The organism is Sphingomicrobium sp., assembly GCA_036563485.1.
In the GTDB taxonomy this organism is placed as follows: Bacteria; Pseudomonadota; Alphaproteobacteria; order Sphingomonadales; family Sphingomonadaceae; genus Sphingomicrobium.
Map to the genome: position 1 here is coordinate 1,156,052 of DATCMI010000001.1, position 13,856 is coordinate 1,169,907.

Annotated in this window: 14 protein-coding genes; 9 read left to right on the top strand and 5 right to left on the bottom strand. The window is 65.4% G+C overall.

Annotation, left to right across the window (positions count from 1 at the left end; translation table 11 throughout):
* Positions 1-75 precede the first annotated feature (75 nt).
* A complete protein-coding gene (locus VIL42_06070) occupies positions 76-1,053 on the bottom strand; it encodes a magnesium transporter CorA family protein (protein ID HEY8592416.1) in 978 nt (325 codons plus the stop codon).
* Between the two features lie 63 nt (positions 1,054-1,116).
* On the opposite strand from VIL42_06070, the gene VIL42_06075 reads away from it, so the two are divergent.
* A complete protein-coding gene (locus VIL42_06075; GenBank protein HEY8592417.1) occupies positions 1,117-1,674 on the top strand; it encodes a DUF2585 family protein in 558 nt (185 codons plus the stop codon).
* 34 nt (positions 1,675-1,708) lie between these two features.
* The gene (locus VIL42_06080) at positions 1,709-2,233 is read left to right on the top strand and encodes an acyloxyacyl hydrolase (protein ID HEY8592418.1); all 525 of its coding nucleotides are present in this window, start codon (positions 1,709-1,711) and stop codon (positions 2,231-2,233) included.
* On the opposite strand, the gene fumC is transcribed toward VIL42_06080, so the two are convergent.
* Positions 2,230-3,624: a class II fumarate hydratase gene (gene fumC / locus VIL42_06085; protein ID HEY8592419.1), complete on the bottom strand. Its 1,395-nt coding sequence runs from the start codon at positions 3,622-3,624 to the stop codon at positions 2,230-2,232. The genes VIL42_06080 and fumC overlap by 4 nt on opposite strands.
* A 178-nt stretch (positions 3,625-3,802) precedes the next feature.
* On the opposite strand from fumC, the gene VIL42_06090 reads away from it, so the two are divergent.
* From VIL42_06090 to VIL42_06105, 4 genes are all read left to right on the top strand, one after another.
* The gene (locus VIL42_06090; GenBank protein ID HEY8592420.1) at positions 3,803-5,071 is read left to right on the top strand and encodes a 3-methyl-2-oxobutanoate dehydrogenase (2-methylpropanoyl-transferring) subunit alpha; all 1,269 of its coding nucleotides are present in this window, start codon (positions 3,803-3,805) and stop codon (positions 5,069-5,071) included.
* Between the two features lie 8 nt (positions 5,072-5,079).
* Positions 5,080-6,084, top strand: a complete 1,005-nt coding sequence (locus VIL42_06095; GenBank protein HEY8592421.1) for an alpha-ketoacid dehydrogenase subunit beta — start codon at positions 5,080-5,082, stop codon at positions 6,082-6,084.
* A complete protein-coding gene (locus VIL42_06100) occupies positions 6,084-7,430 on the top strand; it encodes a dihydrolipoamide acetyltransferase family protein (protein ID HEY8592422.1) in 1,347 nt (448 codons plus the stop codon). Before VIL42_06095 ends, VIL42_06100 begins: the two co-directional genes overlap by 1 nt.
* A 193-nt stretch (positions 7,431-7,623) precedes the next feature.
* Positions 7,624-8,844: an erythromycin esterase family protein gene (locus tag VIL42_06105; protein ID HEY8592423.1), complete on the top strand. Its 1,221-nt coding sequence runs from the start codon at positions 7,624-7,626 to the stop codon at positions 8,842-8,844.
* Positions 8,845-8,880: 36 nt separating this feature from the next.
* On the opposite strand, the gene VIL42_06110 is transcribed toward VIL42_06105, so the two are convergent.
* Positions 8,881-9,432, bottom strand: coding sequence for an NAD(P)H-dependent oxidoreductase (locus tag VIL42_06110; GenBank protein ID HEY8592424.1), 552 nt, complete (start codon positions 9,430-9,432; stop codon positions 8,881-8,883).
* Positions 9,433-9,559: 127 nt separating this feature from the next.
* On the opposite strand from VIL42_06110, the gene VIL42_06115 reads away from it, so the two are divergent.
* The 3 genes from VIL42_06115 (at position 9,560) to VIL42_06125 (ending at position 10,716) form a co-directional block, all read left to right on the top strand.
* Positions 9,560-9,937 carry a helix-turn-helix domain-containing protein gene (locus VIL42_06115; protein HEY8592425.1) on the top strand — a complete coding sequence of 126 codons (378 nt, stop codon included), beginning with the start codon at positions 9,560-9,562 and terminating at the stop codon, positions 9,935-9,937.
* Positions 9,938-9,939: 2 nt separating this feature from the next.
* Positions 9,940-10,185, top strand: a complete 246-nt coding sequence (locus tag VIL42_06120) for a YdeI/OmpD-associated family protein (GenBank protein HEY8592426.1) — start codon at positions 9,940-9,942, stop codon at positions 10,183-10,185.
* A 114-nt stretch (positions 10,186-10,299) separates the two neighbouring features.
* On the top strand, positions 10,300-10,716 hold the full coding sequence (locus VIL42_06125; GenBank protein ID HEY8592427.1) for a globin domain-containing protein: 417 nt from the start codon (positions 10,300-10,302) through the stop codon (positions 10,714-10,716).
* Here the strand turns inward: VIL42_06125 and VIL42_06130 are convergent.
* Together VIL42_06130 and VIL42_06135 are read right to left on the bottom strand one after the other, a co-directional pair.
* Positions 10,705-13,350 (bottom strand): PAS domain S-box protein, encoded by a 2,646-nt coding sequence (locus VIL42_06130; protein HEY8592428.1) that lies wholly within the window; start codon positions 13,348-13,350, stop codon positions 10,705-10,707. The genes VIL42_06125 and VIL42_06130 overlap by 12 nt on opposite strands.
* A 104-nt stretch (positions 13,351-13,454) precedes the next feature.
* The gene (locus VIL42_06135; protein ID HEY8592429.1) at positions 13,455-13,604 is read right to left on the bottom strand and encodes a hypothetical protein; all 150 of its coding nucleotides are present in this window, start codon (positions 13,602-13,604) and stop codon (positions 13,455-13,457) included.
* Positions 13,605-13,856 lie beyond the last annotated feature (252 nt).

Here is a 13,856-nt window from a genome sequence, read left to right on the forward strand (position 1 = left end):
GCTGGCTTTCTAGAAAACTTGGGTCGCGTGGGATCGCCGCGCGCTTAGCAACCCCGCCCTTTGGCCGCAAACGCCCTAAATCCAGCCGCGCTTCCTCAAATAGAGATAGGGGCCGATGGCGCTGACCAGCATGACGATCAGCGCGACGGGGTAGCCGTACCTCCAGTCGAGCTCGGGCATGTAGTGGAAGTTCATGCCGAAAATGCCGGCGATCAGCGTCGGCGGCAGGAATACGACCGCGGCCCAGGAGAAGAGCTTCATCGCCGCATTCTGCTCGATGCTGATGAGCCCGAGCGATGCATCGAGCAGGAAGGTGAGGTTGTCCGACAGGAAGCTTGCATGCTCGCTCAAGGCGGCGGCGTCGGTGGCGAGGCTCTGCACCTGGTTGCGAAGGTCCGCGCGGCTGTCCTCGTGGAGCAGGTGGGATGCGGCGAGGAAGCTCAGCATCCGGATGGTCGTGACCGCCGAGAAGCGGATCTTCGTGAGCAGCGTCTGGGTCCGCCCGATTCGGGTGAGGAGCAAGGTGAGCTTGTGCGCCGGGATCCGGCGTTCGTCCTGCTGTTCCTCGAAGACAGCCTCCGACAAGGCTTCCATCTTGCCGCCGGCGGCTTCGATCTCGTCCGCGAGGCGGTCGATGATCGCGTCGAGCAGGCGGATCAGCGCCGTGGGGCCGTCGCGCACCAGATCGGGGTCGCGACGCGCATGGCTGCCGAAGTCGCGCACCGGCTTGGGCGTTTCGTAGCGGATGGTGACTAGGCGGTTGCCTGCAAGGACGAAGCTGATCGGCGTCGTTGCCGGCCGGTTCTCCTCGATTCCGCGAATGACGCTGGCCGTCATGTAGAGCGCCCCGTCCATATCGTAGAGGCGGCTCGACGGCTCGATTTCCGCCATTTCGTCATGGGTCGGAACCTCGACCCCGATGCACTGCTCCACCAGGCGTTCTTCCTCGTGCGTCGGCTCCTCGAGGTCGATCCAGGTTGCTTCGTCCGGAATGCGCTGGTGCGCCGCGTTCAGGATGCTTCCGTCGCAGTTGGGCCCATAGGTTCGGAGCATGGACGTTCATGTCCGCCGAAGCGGTCGGCTTTGCAAGCGGCGCGGCTCTGTTAAGCCCGCAGCATGAAGACGAGCCGCACCGTCATTGCCGCACTGCTGATCGTTGCTGTGGCGGCCGCCGCCGAGCTGGCGATGGGCCGCAACCCGATCTGCACCTGCGGCACGATCGACCTGTTCGTCGCCAGCCGCGACAGCCCGAAGACCAGCCAGATGCTCGCCGACTGGTACAGCCTCAGCCACATTGTCCACGGGCTACTGTTCTATGCGCTTCTGTGGCTCGTCGCGCGGCGCTGGCCGGTGGGCCGACGCTTCGTCGCGGCGATCGGCATCGAAGCGGCTTGGGAGCTGCTCGAAAACACGCCGTTGATCATTGACCGCTATCGCGAAACGACGGCGGCGCTCGGCTACACCGGCGACAGCGTTCTCAATTCTGTGTCCGACATCGCGATGATGGCGCTGGGTTTCCTCGCCGCGCGCAAGCTTCCGCTCTGGGCCGCCGTGCTGCTGGTCCTCGCGCTCGAAACGATCCCGCTGTTCGTGATCCGCGACAATCTGTTCCTCAATGTCTGGAACTTGCTGGCGCCAAACGCGGGAGTCGCGGCGTGGCAGGCCGGCGGGTGAGGGCACATTGAGCGCCGCTAAGCATTGTGCCGGCATGTTCCGACCGCTGCTGATCGCCTCCGCCATTCTCGCCGCCGCGCCCGCCGATGCTCAGGAGCTGTTCGGCGGTGTCTTCATCCACGGCGTCGATACGCCGCTCACTTTGGGCGGCGATCCGGAAAACGGCCTCGACCTGCAACTCGGCGTCCGTGCCAGGAGCATTGGCACGATCTTCGGCCGTCCGATCCAGCCTTACGCATTCGGCGCCCTCAACACGGCGGGCAAGACCAGCTTCGTCGCCGCCGGCGTTTCCACGAAGTTCGGCGATCGCGTCTACGTTCGCCCCGGGATCGGCCTGGCGCTGCACAACGGCCTGACCGAGCAGTTCGACAATCCCTTCAACCGCCGCGTCGAGTTCGGCTCGCGCCTGCTGTTCGAGCCGGAGGTTGCCGTCGGCGTGCGGATCAACCCGCGGCTGACTGCGGAGGCGAGCCTGGTCCATCTCAGCCATGGCACGCTGTTCGGGGGCCAGAACCCCGGCATCGACACGATCGGCGTTCGGCTGAACCTCGGGCTTTAGCGGCCGACCATCGTCTCCGGCTTCACGACCCGATCGAACGTCGCCTCGTCGACAAGGCCAAGCTCGAGCCCGGCCGCTTTCAGCGTCAGGCCCTTCTTGTGCGCATGCTTGGCGATGGTCGCCGCATTGTCGTAGCCGATCTCGGGCGCCAGCGCGGTCACCAGCATCAGCGACTCGTTCATCAGCCTGCTGATCCGCTCGCGGTCCGGCTCCGTGCCGTCGAGCATGCGCTCCGTGAAGCTTTCCATCCCGGTCGACAGCAGGTTGATCGAGCGGATCACATTGGCGCCGATCAGCGGCTTGAACACGTTCAGCTCCATATGGCCCTGAAGCCCGCCGACGGTGACTGCGACGTGATTGCCCATCACCTGCGCGGCGACCATCGTCAGCATCTCCGCCTGCGTCGGATTGACCTTGCCCGGCATGATCGAGCTTCCCGGCTCATTCTCAGGAAGCTTCAATTCGCCCAGGCCGCAGCGCGGACCCGAGCCCAGCAGCCGGACGTCATTGGCGATCTTGGTCAGCGCCACGGCGATCACATTGAGCACGCCCGACAACTCGACCAGGTCGTCGTGCGCGGCCAGCCCGGCGAACTTGTTCGGCATCGACGTGAAGGGCAGCTGCGTGAGGTTCGCGACTTCCTTCGCGAACTCCTCGGCAAAACCCTTGGGCGCGTTCAATCCAGTGCCGACCGCAGTGCCGCCCTGCGCAAGGCGAAGCACACGCGGCAGCACGCCTTCGACCCGCGCGATGCAGTCCTCGATCTGCGCCGCATAGCCGGAGAATTCCTGGCCAAGCGTCAGCGGCGTCGCGTCCTGCAAGTGGGTGCGGCCGATCTTGACGATGTCGTCCCAGCGCTGCGCCTGGTCGGCGAGCCGCGCGTGGATCATGCGCAGGGCCGGCAGCAGCTTTTTGTTGACCGCCACCGCCGCGGCAATGTGCATCGCCGTCGGGAAGCTGTCGTTCGACGACTGGCCCTTGTTGACGTGATCGTTCGGATGGACCGGCTCCTTGCCGCCGCGCTTGCCGCTAAGGATTTCGTTGGCGCGGCCGGCGATCACTTCATTGGCATTCATGTTCGACTGGGTGCCCGACCCGGTCTGCCAGATGACGAGCGGGAACTGGCTGTCGAGGTCGCCGCGCGCGACTTCCGCCGCCGCCTGCTGGATCGCTTCGGCAAGCTGCGGGTCGAGCCCGCCTATGCGCGCATTCACCCGCGCCGCCGCCTGCTTCACGAAGCCCAGTGCATGGACGATCTCCAGCGGCATCTGCTCGCGCGGTCCGAAGGGGAAATTGCCGATGCTGCGTTCGGTCTGCGCGCCCCAATAAGCGTCCGCGGGGACGTCGATCGGACCGAAGCTGTCGGTCTCGGTGCGCGTGTCGTTCGCCATGGATAATCCTTCGCTGGTCGTCGCTGCTGAGGCTGTGGCGCGCCACTAGACCTGCGCGCCCAAGAGCGTCAACGCAGGCGCGGCAGCATCCATGTCAAGCATGCTTTACCACGAAATTTGCGGCGCCGCCGAGTCCGGATTAAGCGCCCCCGCTCAACGAGGAATCAGCGGCTGACCAATGAGTGACCGGGACCCAGACCTGCGCCGCAACGCGCCCAAGCTGCAGCTGCACGTGCCGGAGCCGCCATTTAGGCCTGGCGATACGCCGGACTTTTCGTCGATTCAGGTGCCCGCGGCCGGCGAAGCGCCGCGTCCCGACAGCACTGCGGCTGCGGCCGAAACTCACTCGCTCGCCACCTCGCTCGTGCGCGTGCTCGACGATGACGCGAAGGCAGTCGGCCCGTGGGACCCGAAGCTCGACGCGGACACGCTTCGCAAGATGCTCCGCGACATGGTCACCGTTCGCGTCTTCGACGACCGGATGTACCGGGCTCAGCGGCAGGGGAAGACCAGCTTCTACATGAAGTGCACCGGCGAGGAGGCGATTGCGGTCGCGGCGGCCACCGCGATGGACCGCGACGACATGCACTTCCCGACCTACCGGCAGCAGGGGCTCTTGATCTCGCGCGGCTATCCGCTGGTCGAGATGATGAACCAGATCTACTCGAACCGCGGCGACAAGCTTCGCGGTCGCCAGCTGCCGATCATGTATTCGGATAAGGCGCACGGCTTCTTCTCGATCTCCGGCAACCTCGGCACGCAGTTCCCGCAGGCGGTCGGCTGGGCGATGGGCGCCGCGATCAAGGGCGACAGCCGCATCGCGATGGGCTGGATCGGCGACGGCGCGACCGCGGAAGGCGACTTCCACAGCGCCATGACTTTCGCCGCCGTCTACAACGTGCCGGTGATCCTCGCGACGGTGAACAACCAGTGGGCGATCTCCAGCTTCTCCGGCATTGCCGGCGGCGAGCGCGCGACCTTCGCGCAGCGCGGCGTCGGCTATGGCGTCGCCAGCCTGCGCGTCGACGGCAATGACGCGCTTGCCGTCTACGCCGCGGTGCAATGGGCGGCGGAGCGCGCGCGTTCGAACAGCGGCCCGACGCTCATCGAGTTCTTCACCTACCGCGCCGAGGGCCATTCCACGTCCGACGACCCCTCCGGGTACCGCCCGACCAACGAAGCCAAGGCGTGGCCGCTCGGCGATCCGATCGAGCGGCTGAAGTCGCACCTGATTGCACTCGGCGAGTGGGACGAACAGCGGCAGGAGGCGCTGGTCGCCGAATGCGACGCTGCGGTCCGCGCGGCCCAGAAGGAATCGGAACGGCGAGGCATCCTGCCGCAGCAGGGCAATGAGAATATCGAGAGCATGTTCGAGGACGTCTACGCCGAGGTGCCGTGGCACATCGCCGAGCAGCGCGACGCGTCGCTGAGAGAGGCGCGCGACTGATGCCGACCATGAACATGATCCAGGCGCTCAACGACGCGCACAAGGTGGTGATGGCCGCCGACGAGGACATCGTCGTCTTCGGTGAGGACGTCGGCTATTTCGGGGGCGTCTTCCGCGTCACCGAAGGGTTGCAGAAACAGTTCGGCAAGACGCGCGCATTCGACGCGCCGATCAGCGAGGGCGGCATCGTCGCCGCCGCGGTCGGGATGGCGGCCTATGGCTTGAAGCCGCTGATCGAGATCCAGTTCGCCGATTACATCTACCCGGGCTACGACCAGATCGTCAGCGAAGTCGCGAAGATGCGCTACCGCACGGCCGGCGAGTGGACGATGCCGATGGTCATCCGCACGCCCTATGGCGGCGGCATTTTCGGCGGTCAGACGCACAGCCAGTCGCCCGAAAGCCTGTTCACCCACATCGCCGGCCTGAAGGTGGTCGTGCCCTCGACGCCCTACGACGCGAAGGGCCTCCTCATCTCCGCAGTCGAGGATCCCGACCCGGTGATCTTCTTCGAGCCCAAGCGCATCTACAACGGCCCGTTCGACGGCCATCACGACAAGCCGGTGAAGCCCTGGTCCAAGCACCCGGCCAGCGAGGTGCCCGAAGGCCATTACACCGTGCCCATCGGTAAGGCGGCGGTCGTTCGTGAAGGCGAAGCGCTGACGGTGCTCACCTACGGCACCATGGTGCACGTCAGCCTCGCCGCGGTCGAAGAGAATGGCATCGACGCCGAGGTGATCGACCTGCGCACCCTCGTTCCGCTGGATCTCGCGACCATTGAGGGATCGGTGAAGAAGACCGGTCGCTGCCTAGTCGTCCACGAAGCGCCCCGCACCAGCGGCTTCGGCGCGGAACTGGTCAGCCTGGTGCAGGAGCGCTGCTTTTACCACCTCGAAGCGCCGGTCGAACGCGTCACCGGCTGGGACACGCCCTATCCGCACGCCTACGAATGGGCCTATTTCCCCGGCCCGAAGCGCTTGAAGCACGCTCTTGAAAAAGTGATGGCAGACTAATGGCTCGATACGAATTCAAGCTGCCGGACATCGGCGAAGGTATTGCCGAGGCGGAGATCGTCGCTTGGCACGTGAAGGTCGGCGACACGATCGGCGAAGACCAGCAGATCGCCGACATGATGACGGACAAGGCGACGGTCGAAATGGAATCGCCGGTCGCCGGCAAGGTCGTGGAGCTGGCCGGCGAAGTCGGTGACCAGATACCGATCGGCTCGGTCCTGGCGGTGATCGAGACTGAAGGCGCTGCTGGCGGCGACGCGTCGCTTCCGACCAGCGAGCAGGACGGCACCGAGACCAGTGGCGGCGGCCAGCGTACCGATGATGTGCCGATGGCCGACGGTGCAGTCACCCCGACGCCGGCGCAGGAAGAAGAGCTGCCGATTACGAAGGTCGAAGAGGCCAGCAAAGCCGCGCGCCCTGAGCCGTCTTCCAATTCTGTGCCGCAAGTCGAAAGCAGTGCTTCGACAAGCTCAGCACGAACGGGAGGAGCCCACGTCCTCGCCTCGCCGGCCGTCCGCCAGCGCGCGCGCGACCTCGGCGTGGATCTCTCCCAGGTAAAGACCGCGTCCGACCGTATCCGCCACTCGGACCTCGACGCTTACCTGCTGTACAACGGCGGCAACGTCTCCAGCCGACCCGCTTCGGCGCCGCGGCAGGACCAGACCATCAAGGTCGTCGGGCTGCGCCGCAAGATCGCCGAGAACATGGCCGAGGCGAACCGGCGCATCCAGCATTTCACCCTGGTCGAGGAATATGACGTAACCGCGCTTGAGGAAGCGCGGCAGATGATGAACCGCGACCGCGGCTCGAACCCGAAGCTAACGCTCCTGCCGTTCCTGATCACGGCCTTGTCGCGCGGCCTCGCCGAATGGCCGATGCTCAACGCGACCTTCGACGATGAAGCCATGGTCGTCACCCGCCATGGCGCCGTGCAGATGGGCGTCGCGACGCAGACCCAGAATGGGCTGATGGTCGCGACCATCCGCGACGCGCAATCGCGCTCGATCTGGGAGCTCGCGTCGGAAATCCTCCGCCTCTCCGAAGCCGCGCGCAGCGGCAAGGCGAGCCGGGAGGAGCTGTCCGGCGCGACCTTCACCGTCTCGAGCCTCGGGCCGATGGGCGGGATCACTTCGACGCCGGTGGTCAATCCACCTCAGGTCGCAATCGTCGCCGTGAACAAGATCGAGGACAAGCTCGTCCCCGTCGGTGGCGAAATCGAAGTTCGGAAGCGGATGAACCTTTCGCTCAGCTGCGACCACCGCGTGGTCGACGGCTGGGACGCTGCTAGCTTCATGCAGACCTTGAAGGGCTACATCGAAAACCCGCTGCGGTTGCTTTCGGCCTAAGCCGGAACAATGTCGCCGGTGTTGAAAGCCGGCAACAAAATACCATTTAGTTTCAATGCTTTCATTGAAGATGCGAGCGGCAGCTGTAGCTGCCGCAACACTCCTGTTCGGCTGCAATGCGGGCCAGCGCCCTCAAACCGCCTCCGCCGCTCCGCAGGCCGCTCAGGTCGTTGCGGCGGTAAAGGAGGCTGCCTTGCCGGTAAGCGGCGCCGGCTCGGACTATGATCGGCTGCTGAGCGCCGCGGCGGGCGCCACGCGCGTGCTGCTGGGCGAGTCCACTCACGGCACTCACGAATATTATCGTGAGCGCGCGCGCATTACGCAGCGGCTAATCCGCGAGCATGGCTTCAATGCCATTGCGATCGAAGGCGACTGGTCTCCGACCTATCGCGTCAACCTCTACGTTCGTGGGCTAGGCGACGACCGTTCCGCCACGCAGGCGCTCGGAAGCTACAAGAAGTTCCCGAAATGGATGTGGCGCAACAGCGACTTCCGCGACTTCGTGGAGCAACTGCGCGCTTACAACATGACGCTTCCTGCCGCCCAGCGCGTCGGCATCTATGGCGCGGACGTTTACGACCTGTTCGAGGCCGCGGACGCGGCGGTCGCGCACCTTCGCTCGGTCCACCCGGCGGCGGCGCGCCAGGTCAGGGCCAAGTACAATTGCTTCAGGGATTTTCGGCGGGACGTTCATGCCTACGGCACGGCCGCCCAGACGCCCGGCGTCTCCTGCGCCAAAGAGGCGAGCAGCGCCCTTGCTCTAGTCCGCCGCTTGCCTGCTGCCGACGGCGTCGGGCCAGCCGAAGCGCGCTTCGCCGCGATCCGCGCAGCCGAATCGGTCGCCGCCGCGGAGGAATATTTCCGGACCGTCTATGCGCAGCGGGACGGGTGGAACCTGCGTGACCAGAAGATGGCGGCAAACATTGAGGCCGTAGCCGCCCATGCTGCGCAAATCACCGGCCGCGAAGGCAAGGTCGTCATGTGGAGTCATAACAGCCACACTGGCGATGCGCGGGGGACGGGCGCTTCGCTGAAGGGCGAGTTCAATATCGGACAGCTGATGAAGCAGCGCCACGGCGACCGGGCGATGCTGGTCGGCTTTCTCACTCATTCGGGCACGGTCGCCGCGGCCCCGGCCTGGGATCAGGACCATCGTGAGTTCACGCTGAAGCCGGCGATTGCCGAAAGCGACGCCGACCTCTTTCACCGCACCGGGCTCGACAATTTCCTGCTGGTGCTGAGGCAAGACACGAAGCTGTCGGCGGCCCTGACGACCCCGCTCCTGCAGCGGGCGGTCGGCGTCGTTTACGTGCCCCATGCCGAGATGCAGAGCCATTATGGCGCCGCGTCGCTTGCTCAGCAGTTCGACGCGACAATCTACTTCGATCGTACGCGGGCAGTCCGCGCGATCTAGGCGAGGCAGGGCGGCCGCTGACCGCCCTGCGCTGGCTCAAGCAGCGAGTGCGAGTTCCGCACCCAGCGCCGCGTTGATCGAGGCTTCGCGCTGCTCGGGGCCGATCGCCAGACCGTCCGCTGCGACGAACTCCGGGTCGATGCCGATGAAGCCGAACACGCCGCGCAGGTAGCTCTCCAAATGCTCCAGCGGTGCAGACGGCGAACCTTCGTCATAGATGCCGCCGCGGGCGAGGGCGATGATGACGCGCTTGCCGCCGGCGAGACCTTCAGGGCCGTTCTCCGTGTAGCGGAAGGTCGTGCCCGCCACGAGAATGCGGTCGAGCCAGGACTTGAGCTGGGTCGGCAGCGTGAAATTGTACATCGGCGCGCCGATCACGACGGTGTCCGCCGCCAGGAATTCGTCGAGCACGCTGGTGTCGGCGAACGCGTCCAGCGTCAGATGCGGCAGCGGGTCGGCGACGAGGTCGCGATAGACGACCTTCTCGCCCGACAAGGCGGACTTGAGCTGACTGACGATGTTGCGTGAAATGGCCCGGCTGGCGCTGTTTTCGCCAGTGATGCTGCTATCGAGATGCAGGATAGTCACTATTGCCTCCTAAGTATTGCTTTGATACCGAGGCACCCTACGTAACCACGAGCCGAAGAGCGGCAAGAACGGATATTTTTGTGCGCGACGAACAAATTTGTGGCGCAGGAACAAGGAGGTAACCGGCATGAAAGACCCAAAGGACCCGGTATGCCGGACGATCAGCACCCTGCTGTCGCGGATCGGCGACAAATGGACGGTTCTGGTCGTGCAGACCCTCGGCAGCGGCCCGAAGCGGTTCAACGAGCTGCGTCGGGAGATTCCGAGCGTCTCGCAGCGGATGCTGACGCTCACCCTGCGAAATCTCGAACGCGACGGCCTAGTCAGCCGCACGGTGACGCCGAGCATCCCGCCGCGCGTCGACTACGAACTTACGGAACTCGGCCAATCGCTTCAGAAGCCGATCTGCGGGCTCGCGACATGGGCCAATGAACATGTCGGAGAGATCCACCATGCCCGCTCGCGTTTCGATGCGGAGCAGGACGCCAAGGCGGAGGCGGCCTGACGATGGCCGAGCTGCCGGGCGGCGTCGTTCACGACCTCCCGCAGGACTTTGCCGAGGCGCTGCGGGCCGACGAACCGGCGCTGGCAACCTGGCAGGACATCACGCCGCTCGCCCGCAACGAATGGATCTGCTGGGTCGAGGACGCGAAGAAAGCGGAGACGCGTTCCAAGCGCATCCGCTGGGGCACCGAAAATCTCAACGCCGGCAAGCGCCGCCCCTGCTGCTGGCCGGGATGCAAACATCGCTAATGCCGCCGCGCCGGGCGGCGCGTGACAATTGAAACAATAAGGTTCGCGCCGCAGCATCGAACCGCGACGCTCAGGGCGGAAAAGGCTCCCATTGGACAACCGACGGAGCTTCGTATGACCCCCCTTCAGGTACGGCTGGTGCAAGACAGCTTCTCAGCTGTCATGGCGCAGCGCGCCGAGGCGTCCGTCGTCTTTTATCGCCGCCTGTTCGCGGTGGCGCCGGATATGCGCCGGCTGTTCAGCGGCGATCAGAGCCGCAAGGCGCTGCAGGTGCTGACCACGATCGTCGACAATCTCGACCAGCTTGGGCTGCTTCTCGATTCCGTCGAATATCTCGCACAACGGCACGCCAGCCTCGGCGTCCGCGAGCACCATTATGCGCTCGTCGGCCAGGCGCTGATCGAGACTCTCCGCGAGTGCCTCGGCGAGCGCTTCACTCGCGAGACCGAGCGGGCGTGGGGCTATGCCTACACGATCCTTAGCGGACGGATGGTCCGCGCCGAACTGGACGGGCGCCGACTAGCTGCGTGAGGCGCCGGTCAGCTCGACCAGCAATTCCCGGATGCTCTGCCGGTTGAACGGCTTCTCGATGAACGGCCGCCCGGCTTCGCCAAGGAAGCGCGTCGCCGCAGGGCCCAACGTATCGCCGGTCACATAGCCCAACCGCCCGGCCATGTGCGGCCGGTTCGCGGACAGCCATTTCAGCAAAGCGGGCCCATCCACGTCCGGCATCCTGAGGTCGGACAGGATGACGTCGAACTCCTCCGCTGCCGCGATCTCGATCGCTTCGCGGCCGCTGTTCACGACCGTGCAGCCATAGCCTTCTCGCTCGAGGAAGCGCGCCAGAGAGCTCGCAAGCTCCGGCTCGTCGTCGACGACCATTGCACGCCCGACCCGGGGCGCCGGCCGCGCCGGCGGCGCAACTTCCGCAGGCTTTGCCGCCGCATTAACCGGCAGCTCGATCAGGAAGCTCGCCCCCTTGTCCCCGCTTTCGAGCGACAGCCGCCCGCCATGCGCCTCGACGACGCCGTGGCTGAACGACAGGCCGATGCCCGTGCCCGCCCCCTGCGGCTTGGTCGTGAAGAACGGCTCGAAGATACGCCGGGCGATCTCCGGAGGAATGCCGGGACCATTGTCGGCGACCCTGATGCACACGCGCTCGGCTTCGGCATTGTAATGGGTCGACACGCGGATCTCGCGCTCCTGGTCGCACTCCTCCAGCGCCTGCTGGGCGTTGATCAGCAAGTTCACGAGCACCTGGTGGAGCTGGTCGCTGTCCGCGGCGACCGGCGGCAGATCGGGCCCGAAGTCCGTGATCACCTTGATGCCGTTGCTGCGCAGCCCGTAATTGGTGAGCTCAAGCGCGGCACGAGCGACGGATTCCACCTCCAGGCGAACCCGCTGTGGCTCGCGCTGCCGCGCCATCGCAAGGAAAGTCTGGACGATCCGCGAGCAGCGCTCGGCCGACTTGCGGATGCGCTCGGCACTTGCCGCAAACTCCGTGCCCTCGGCATCTTCGCCGAGCAGGATCGCTTCTCCGACCACCACCGCCAGCGGGTTGTTGAGCTCGTGACTGACCCCGGCCAGCAGCGAGCCGAGCGCGGTCAGCTTTTCCGACTGCGCCAGTGCCTCGCGCGATTGGACCAGCGCCTCCTCGGCCTTCTTCTGGGCAGTGATGTCGACATAGATGCCGCCGACCTGCGTCAGCGCGCCAGTCTCGTCGGGTACAGGGAACCTCGTGTTCAGGCCGTAAATGCGCCCCGCGGGCAGATCGAAAACCTGTTCGTCGGTCCGCGGCGTGCCGGTCGCCAGAACCTCGCGCTCGATTTCCGCGCCGGATATGGCAACTTCGGAAGGCGCCACCTCCGCTGCCGTTTTCCCGACGACGTCTTCGACGGCAAGGCCGAGGTTGGTCGCCGCTTCCTGGTTGATGAGCAGGTAGCGGCCGTCCGCATCTTTCAGGAACATCGTGATCGGCGCGTATTGCATGAAGGCGGCAAGCCGCGCCTCGCTGGCGCGCAGCCGCCGTTCGGCCTCGATCCTGTCGGTCGTGTCGAGGATGACGCCGCCGATGAAGCGGTTCTTCCCCTCTTCGTCCTGCACGGGGAATCGGATCGCCAGTCCCGAACGCCTGCCGATGCAGGTGTTGAACTCGCTTTCCAGGATCTGCGGCTCGCCGGTCTCGCGGATCAGGCGATCGACTTCGGCCGCTTCCTGGGCGGTTTCCGGCTCGATCAGTTCGTCCGGGTGAAGGCCGATCAACGCATCTGGGCTGGTCTCGAACCGGTCGGCCATGAAGCGATTGACGACGACGAACCGCCCATCCTCGTCCTTCAGGTACATTGCTGCAGGCGCGTGATCGAGGAAGGCGGTCAGCTTGGCCTCGCTGTCGCGAAGTTTCTTCTCCGCTTCGACCTGGTCGGTGACGTCGATCAGGACGACGCCGATGTGCGTCACTTCGCCCTTACGGTCGCGGATCGGGAAGCGGGTCGAGACGGTGTGCGTGATCTTGCCCCGGGTATGGAAGGTCTGCTGCGTCACCAGCGGCTCGCCGGACTCGATCACTTGCCGGTCGAGCTCCGCCACTTCGTCCGCCTCGTCCGACCGGACGACGTCTCGCGCATATTTGCCGACGATTTCCTCGGCCGGGTGGCCCATCATCGTGCCGGTATAATCGTTGACGCGCTCGTAGCGGCCGTCGCGCGCTTTCAGGTACATCGCCGCCGGCGCATGCTCGAAAAAGGCTTCGAGCCGCGCTTCGCTTTCGCGCAGCGCCGCTTCGGTCTCCATCTGCTCGGTCAGGTCACGAACCGATGCGGTGAAGATGCGGGTTCCGGTCGGCGTATAGGCTTCGGTAAGCGCCAGCTCGGCCGGGAAGACCGACCCATCCGAGCGCATCGCTTCGACGTTCACGCGCTGTCCGACCACGCGCGGCCCGCCGTCGCGAACGTAGCGCGCCATGCCGTTGTTGTGGGCGTCGCGGTGCTGCGGCGGGATGATGAGTTCCGAAATCGGCTGGCCGATCGCCTCGTCCCGGCGATAGCCGAACGCGGCCTCGGCGGCCGGGTTGAACTCGAGCACGACCCCGCGCTCATCGATTACGACAATGCAGTCCAGCGACGCGGCGAACACCGACGCCAGCATTGCGTCCTTATTAGCAGTCATCTGTGCCCCTAACCCCTTGAGCATCTTAGCAGAAGGCGGCGGGCCGTAAACAAGGAACTAACGGGCAGGACGCTGCCGGCAGCATTGCCGGCGGCGGAGGGATTTTAGAGGGCCGTCAAGCTATCCCAGCGCATCAGCACCGCGGTCACTGCGAAGCTGGCGAACGATATCGCCCAGGGGCTCGAAGCAATCCTGCTCAGCACCCGCGGAAGGTCGGCAATCTTGTCGCTGAGGCGCCGGCGCTCGCGGTTCATGGGGGCGAGACTAGCCATCATCCGAACAACTGGTGAGAGAAGAACAGCTCGTAGCCGGTCCGCAGCGTCGCAAAGGTCAGCGCCGTCGTCACGATCATGACGCGGTAGACCTTGGGCGGGAGGGCGAAACCAGACATGCTCATTCTCCATTGGGGCGAACCATGCCCTTCTGGGCTGCCGATGCTGCCCCCGCGTGTCGCTGCCTGAAGAATATTGTTTCAATTGTGTCAGGAGGCGCTCGCCAGCGCGCCG

Bases quoted from the DNA above. Each gene is read 5' to 3' on its own strand.
- VIL42_06075 (HEY8592417.1), top strand. From the start codon at position 1,117: ATGAAGACGAGCCGCACCGTCATTGCCGCACTGCTGATCGTTGCTGTG.
- VIL42_06130 (HEY8592428.1), bottom strand. From the start codon at position 13,350: ATGACTGCTAATAAGGACGCAATGCTGGCGTCGGTGTTCGCCGCGTCG.
- VIL42_06095 (HEY8592421.1), top strand. From the start codon at position 5,080: ATGAACATGATCCAGGCGCTCAACGACGCGCACAAGGTGGTGATGGCC.
- VIL42_06120 (HEY8592426.1), top strand. From the start codon at position 9,940: ATGGCCGAGCTGCCGGGCGGCGTCGTTCACGACCTCCCGCAGGACTTT.
- VIL42_06135 (HEY8592429.1), bottom strand. From the start codon at position 13,604: ATGAACCGCGAGCGCCGGCGCCTCAGCGACAAGATTGCCGACCTTCCG.
- fumC (HEY8592419.1), bottom strand. From the start codon at position 3,624: ATGGCGAACGACACGCGCACCGAGACCGACAGCTTCGGTCCGATCGAC.
- VIL42_06100 (HEY8592422.1), top strand. From the start codon at position 6,084: ATGGCTCGATACGAATTCAAGCTGCCGGACATCGGCGAAGGTATTGCC.
- VIL42_06090 (HEY8592420.1), top strand. From the start codon at position 3,803: ATGAGTGACCGGGACCCAGACCTGCGCCGCAACGCGCCCAAGCTGCAG.
- VIL42_06115 (HEY8592425.1), top strand. From the start codon at position 9,560: ATGAAAGACCCAAAGGACCCGGTATGCCGGACGATCAGCACCCTGCTG.
- VIL42_06125 (HEY8592427.1), top strand. From the start codon at position 10,300: ATGACCCCCCTTCAGGTACGGCTGGTGCAAGACAGCTTCTCAGCTGTC.
- VIL42_06070 (HEY8592416.1), bottom strand. From the start codon at position 1,053: ATGCTCCGAACCTATGGGCCCAACTGCGACGGAAGCATCCTGAACGCG.
- VIL42_06080 (HEY8592418.1), top strand. From the start codon at position 1,709: ATGTTCCGACCGCTGCTGATCGCCTCCGCCATTCTCGCCGCCGCGCCC.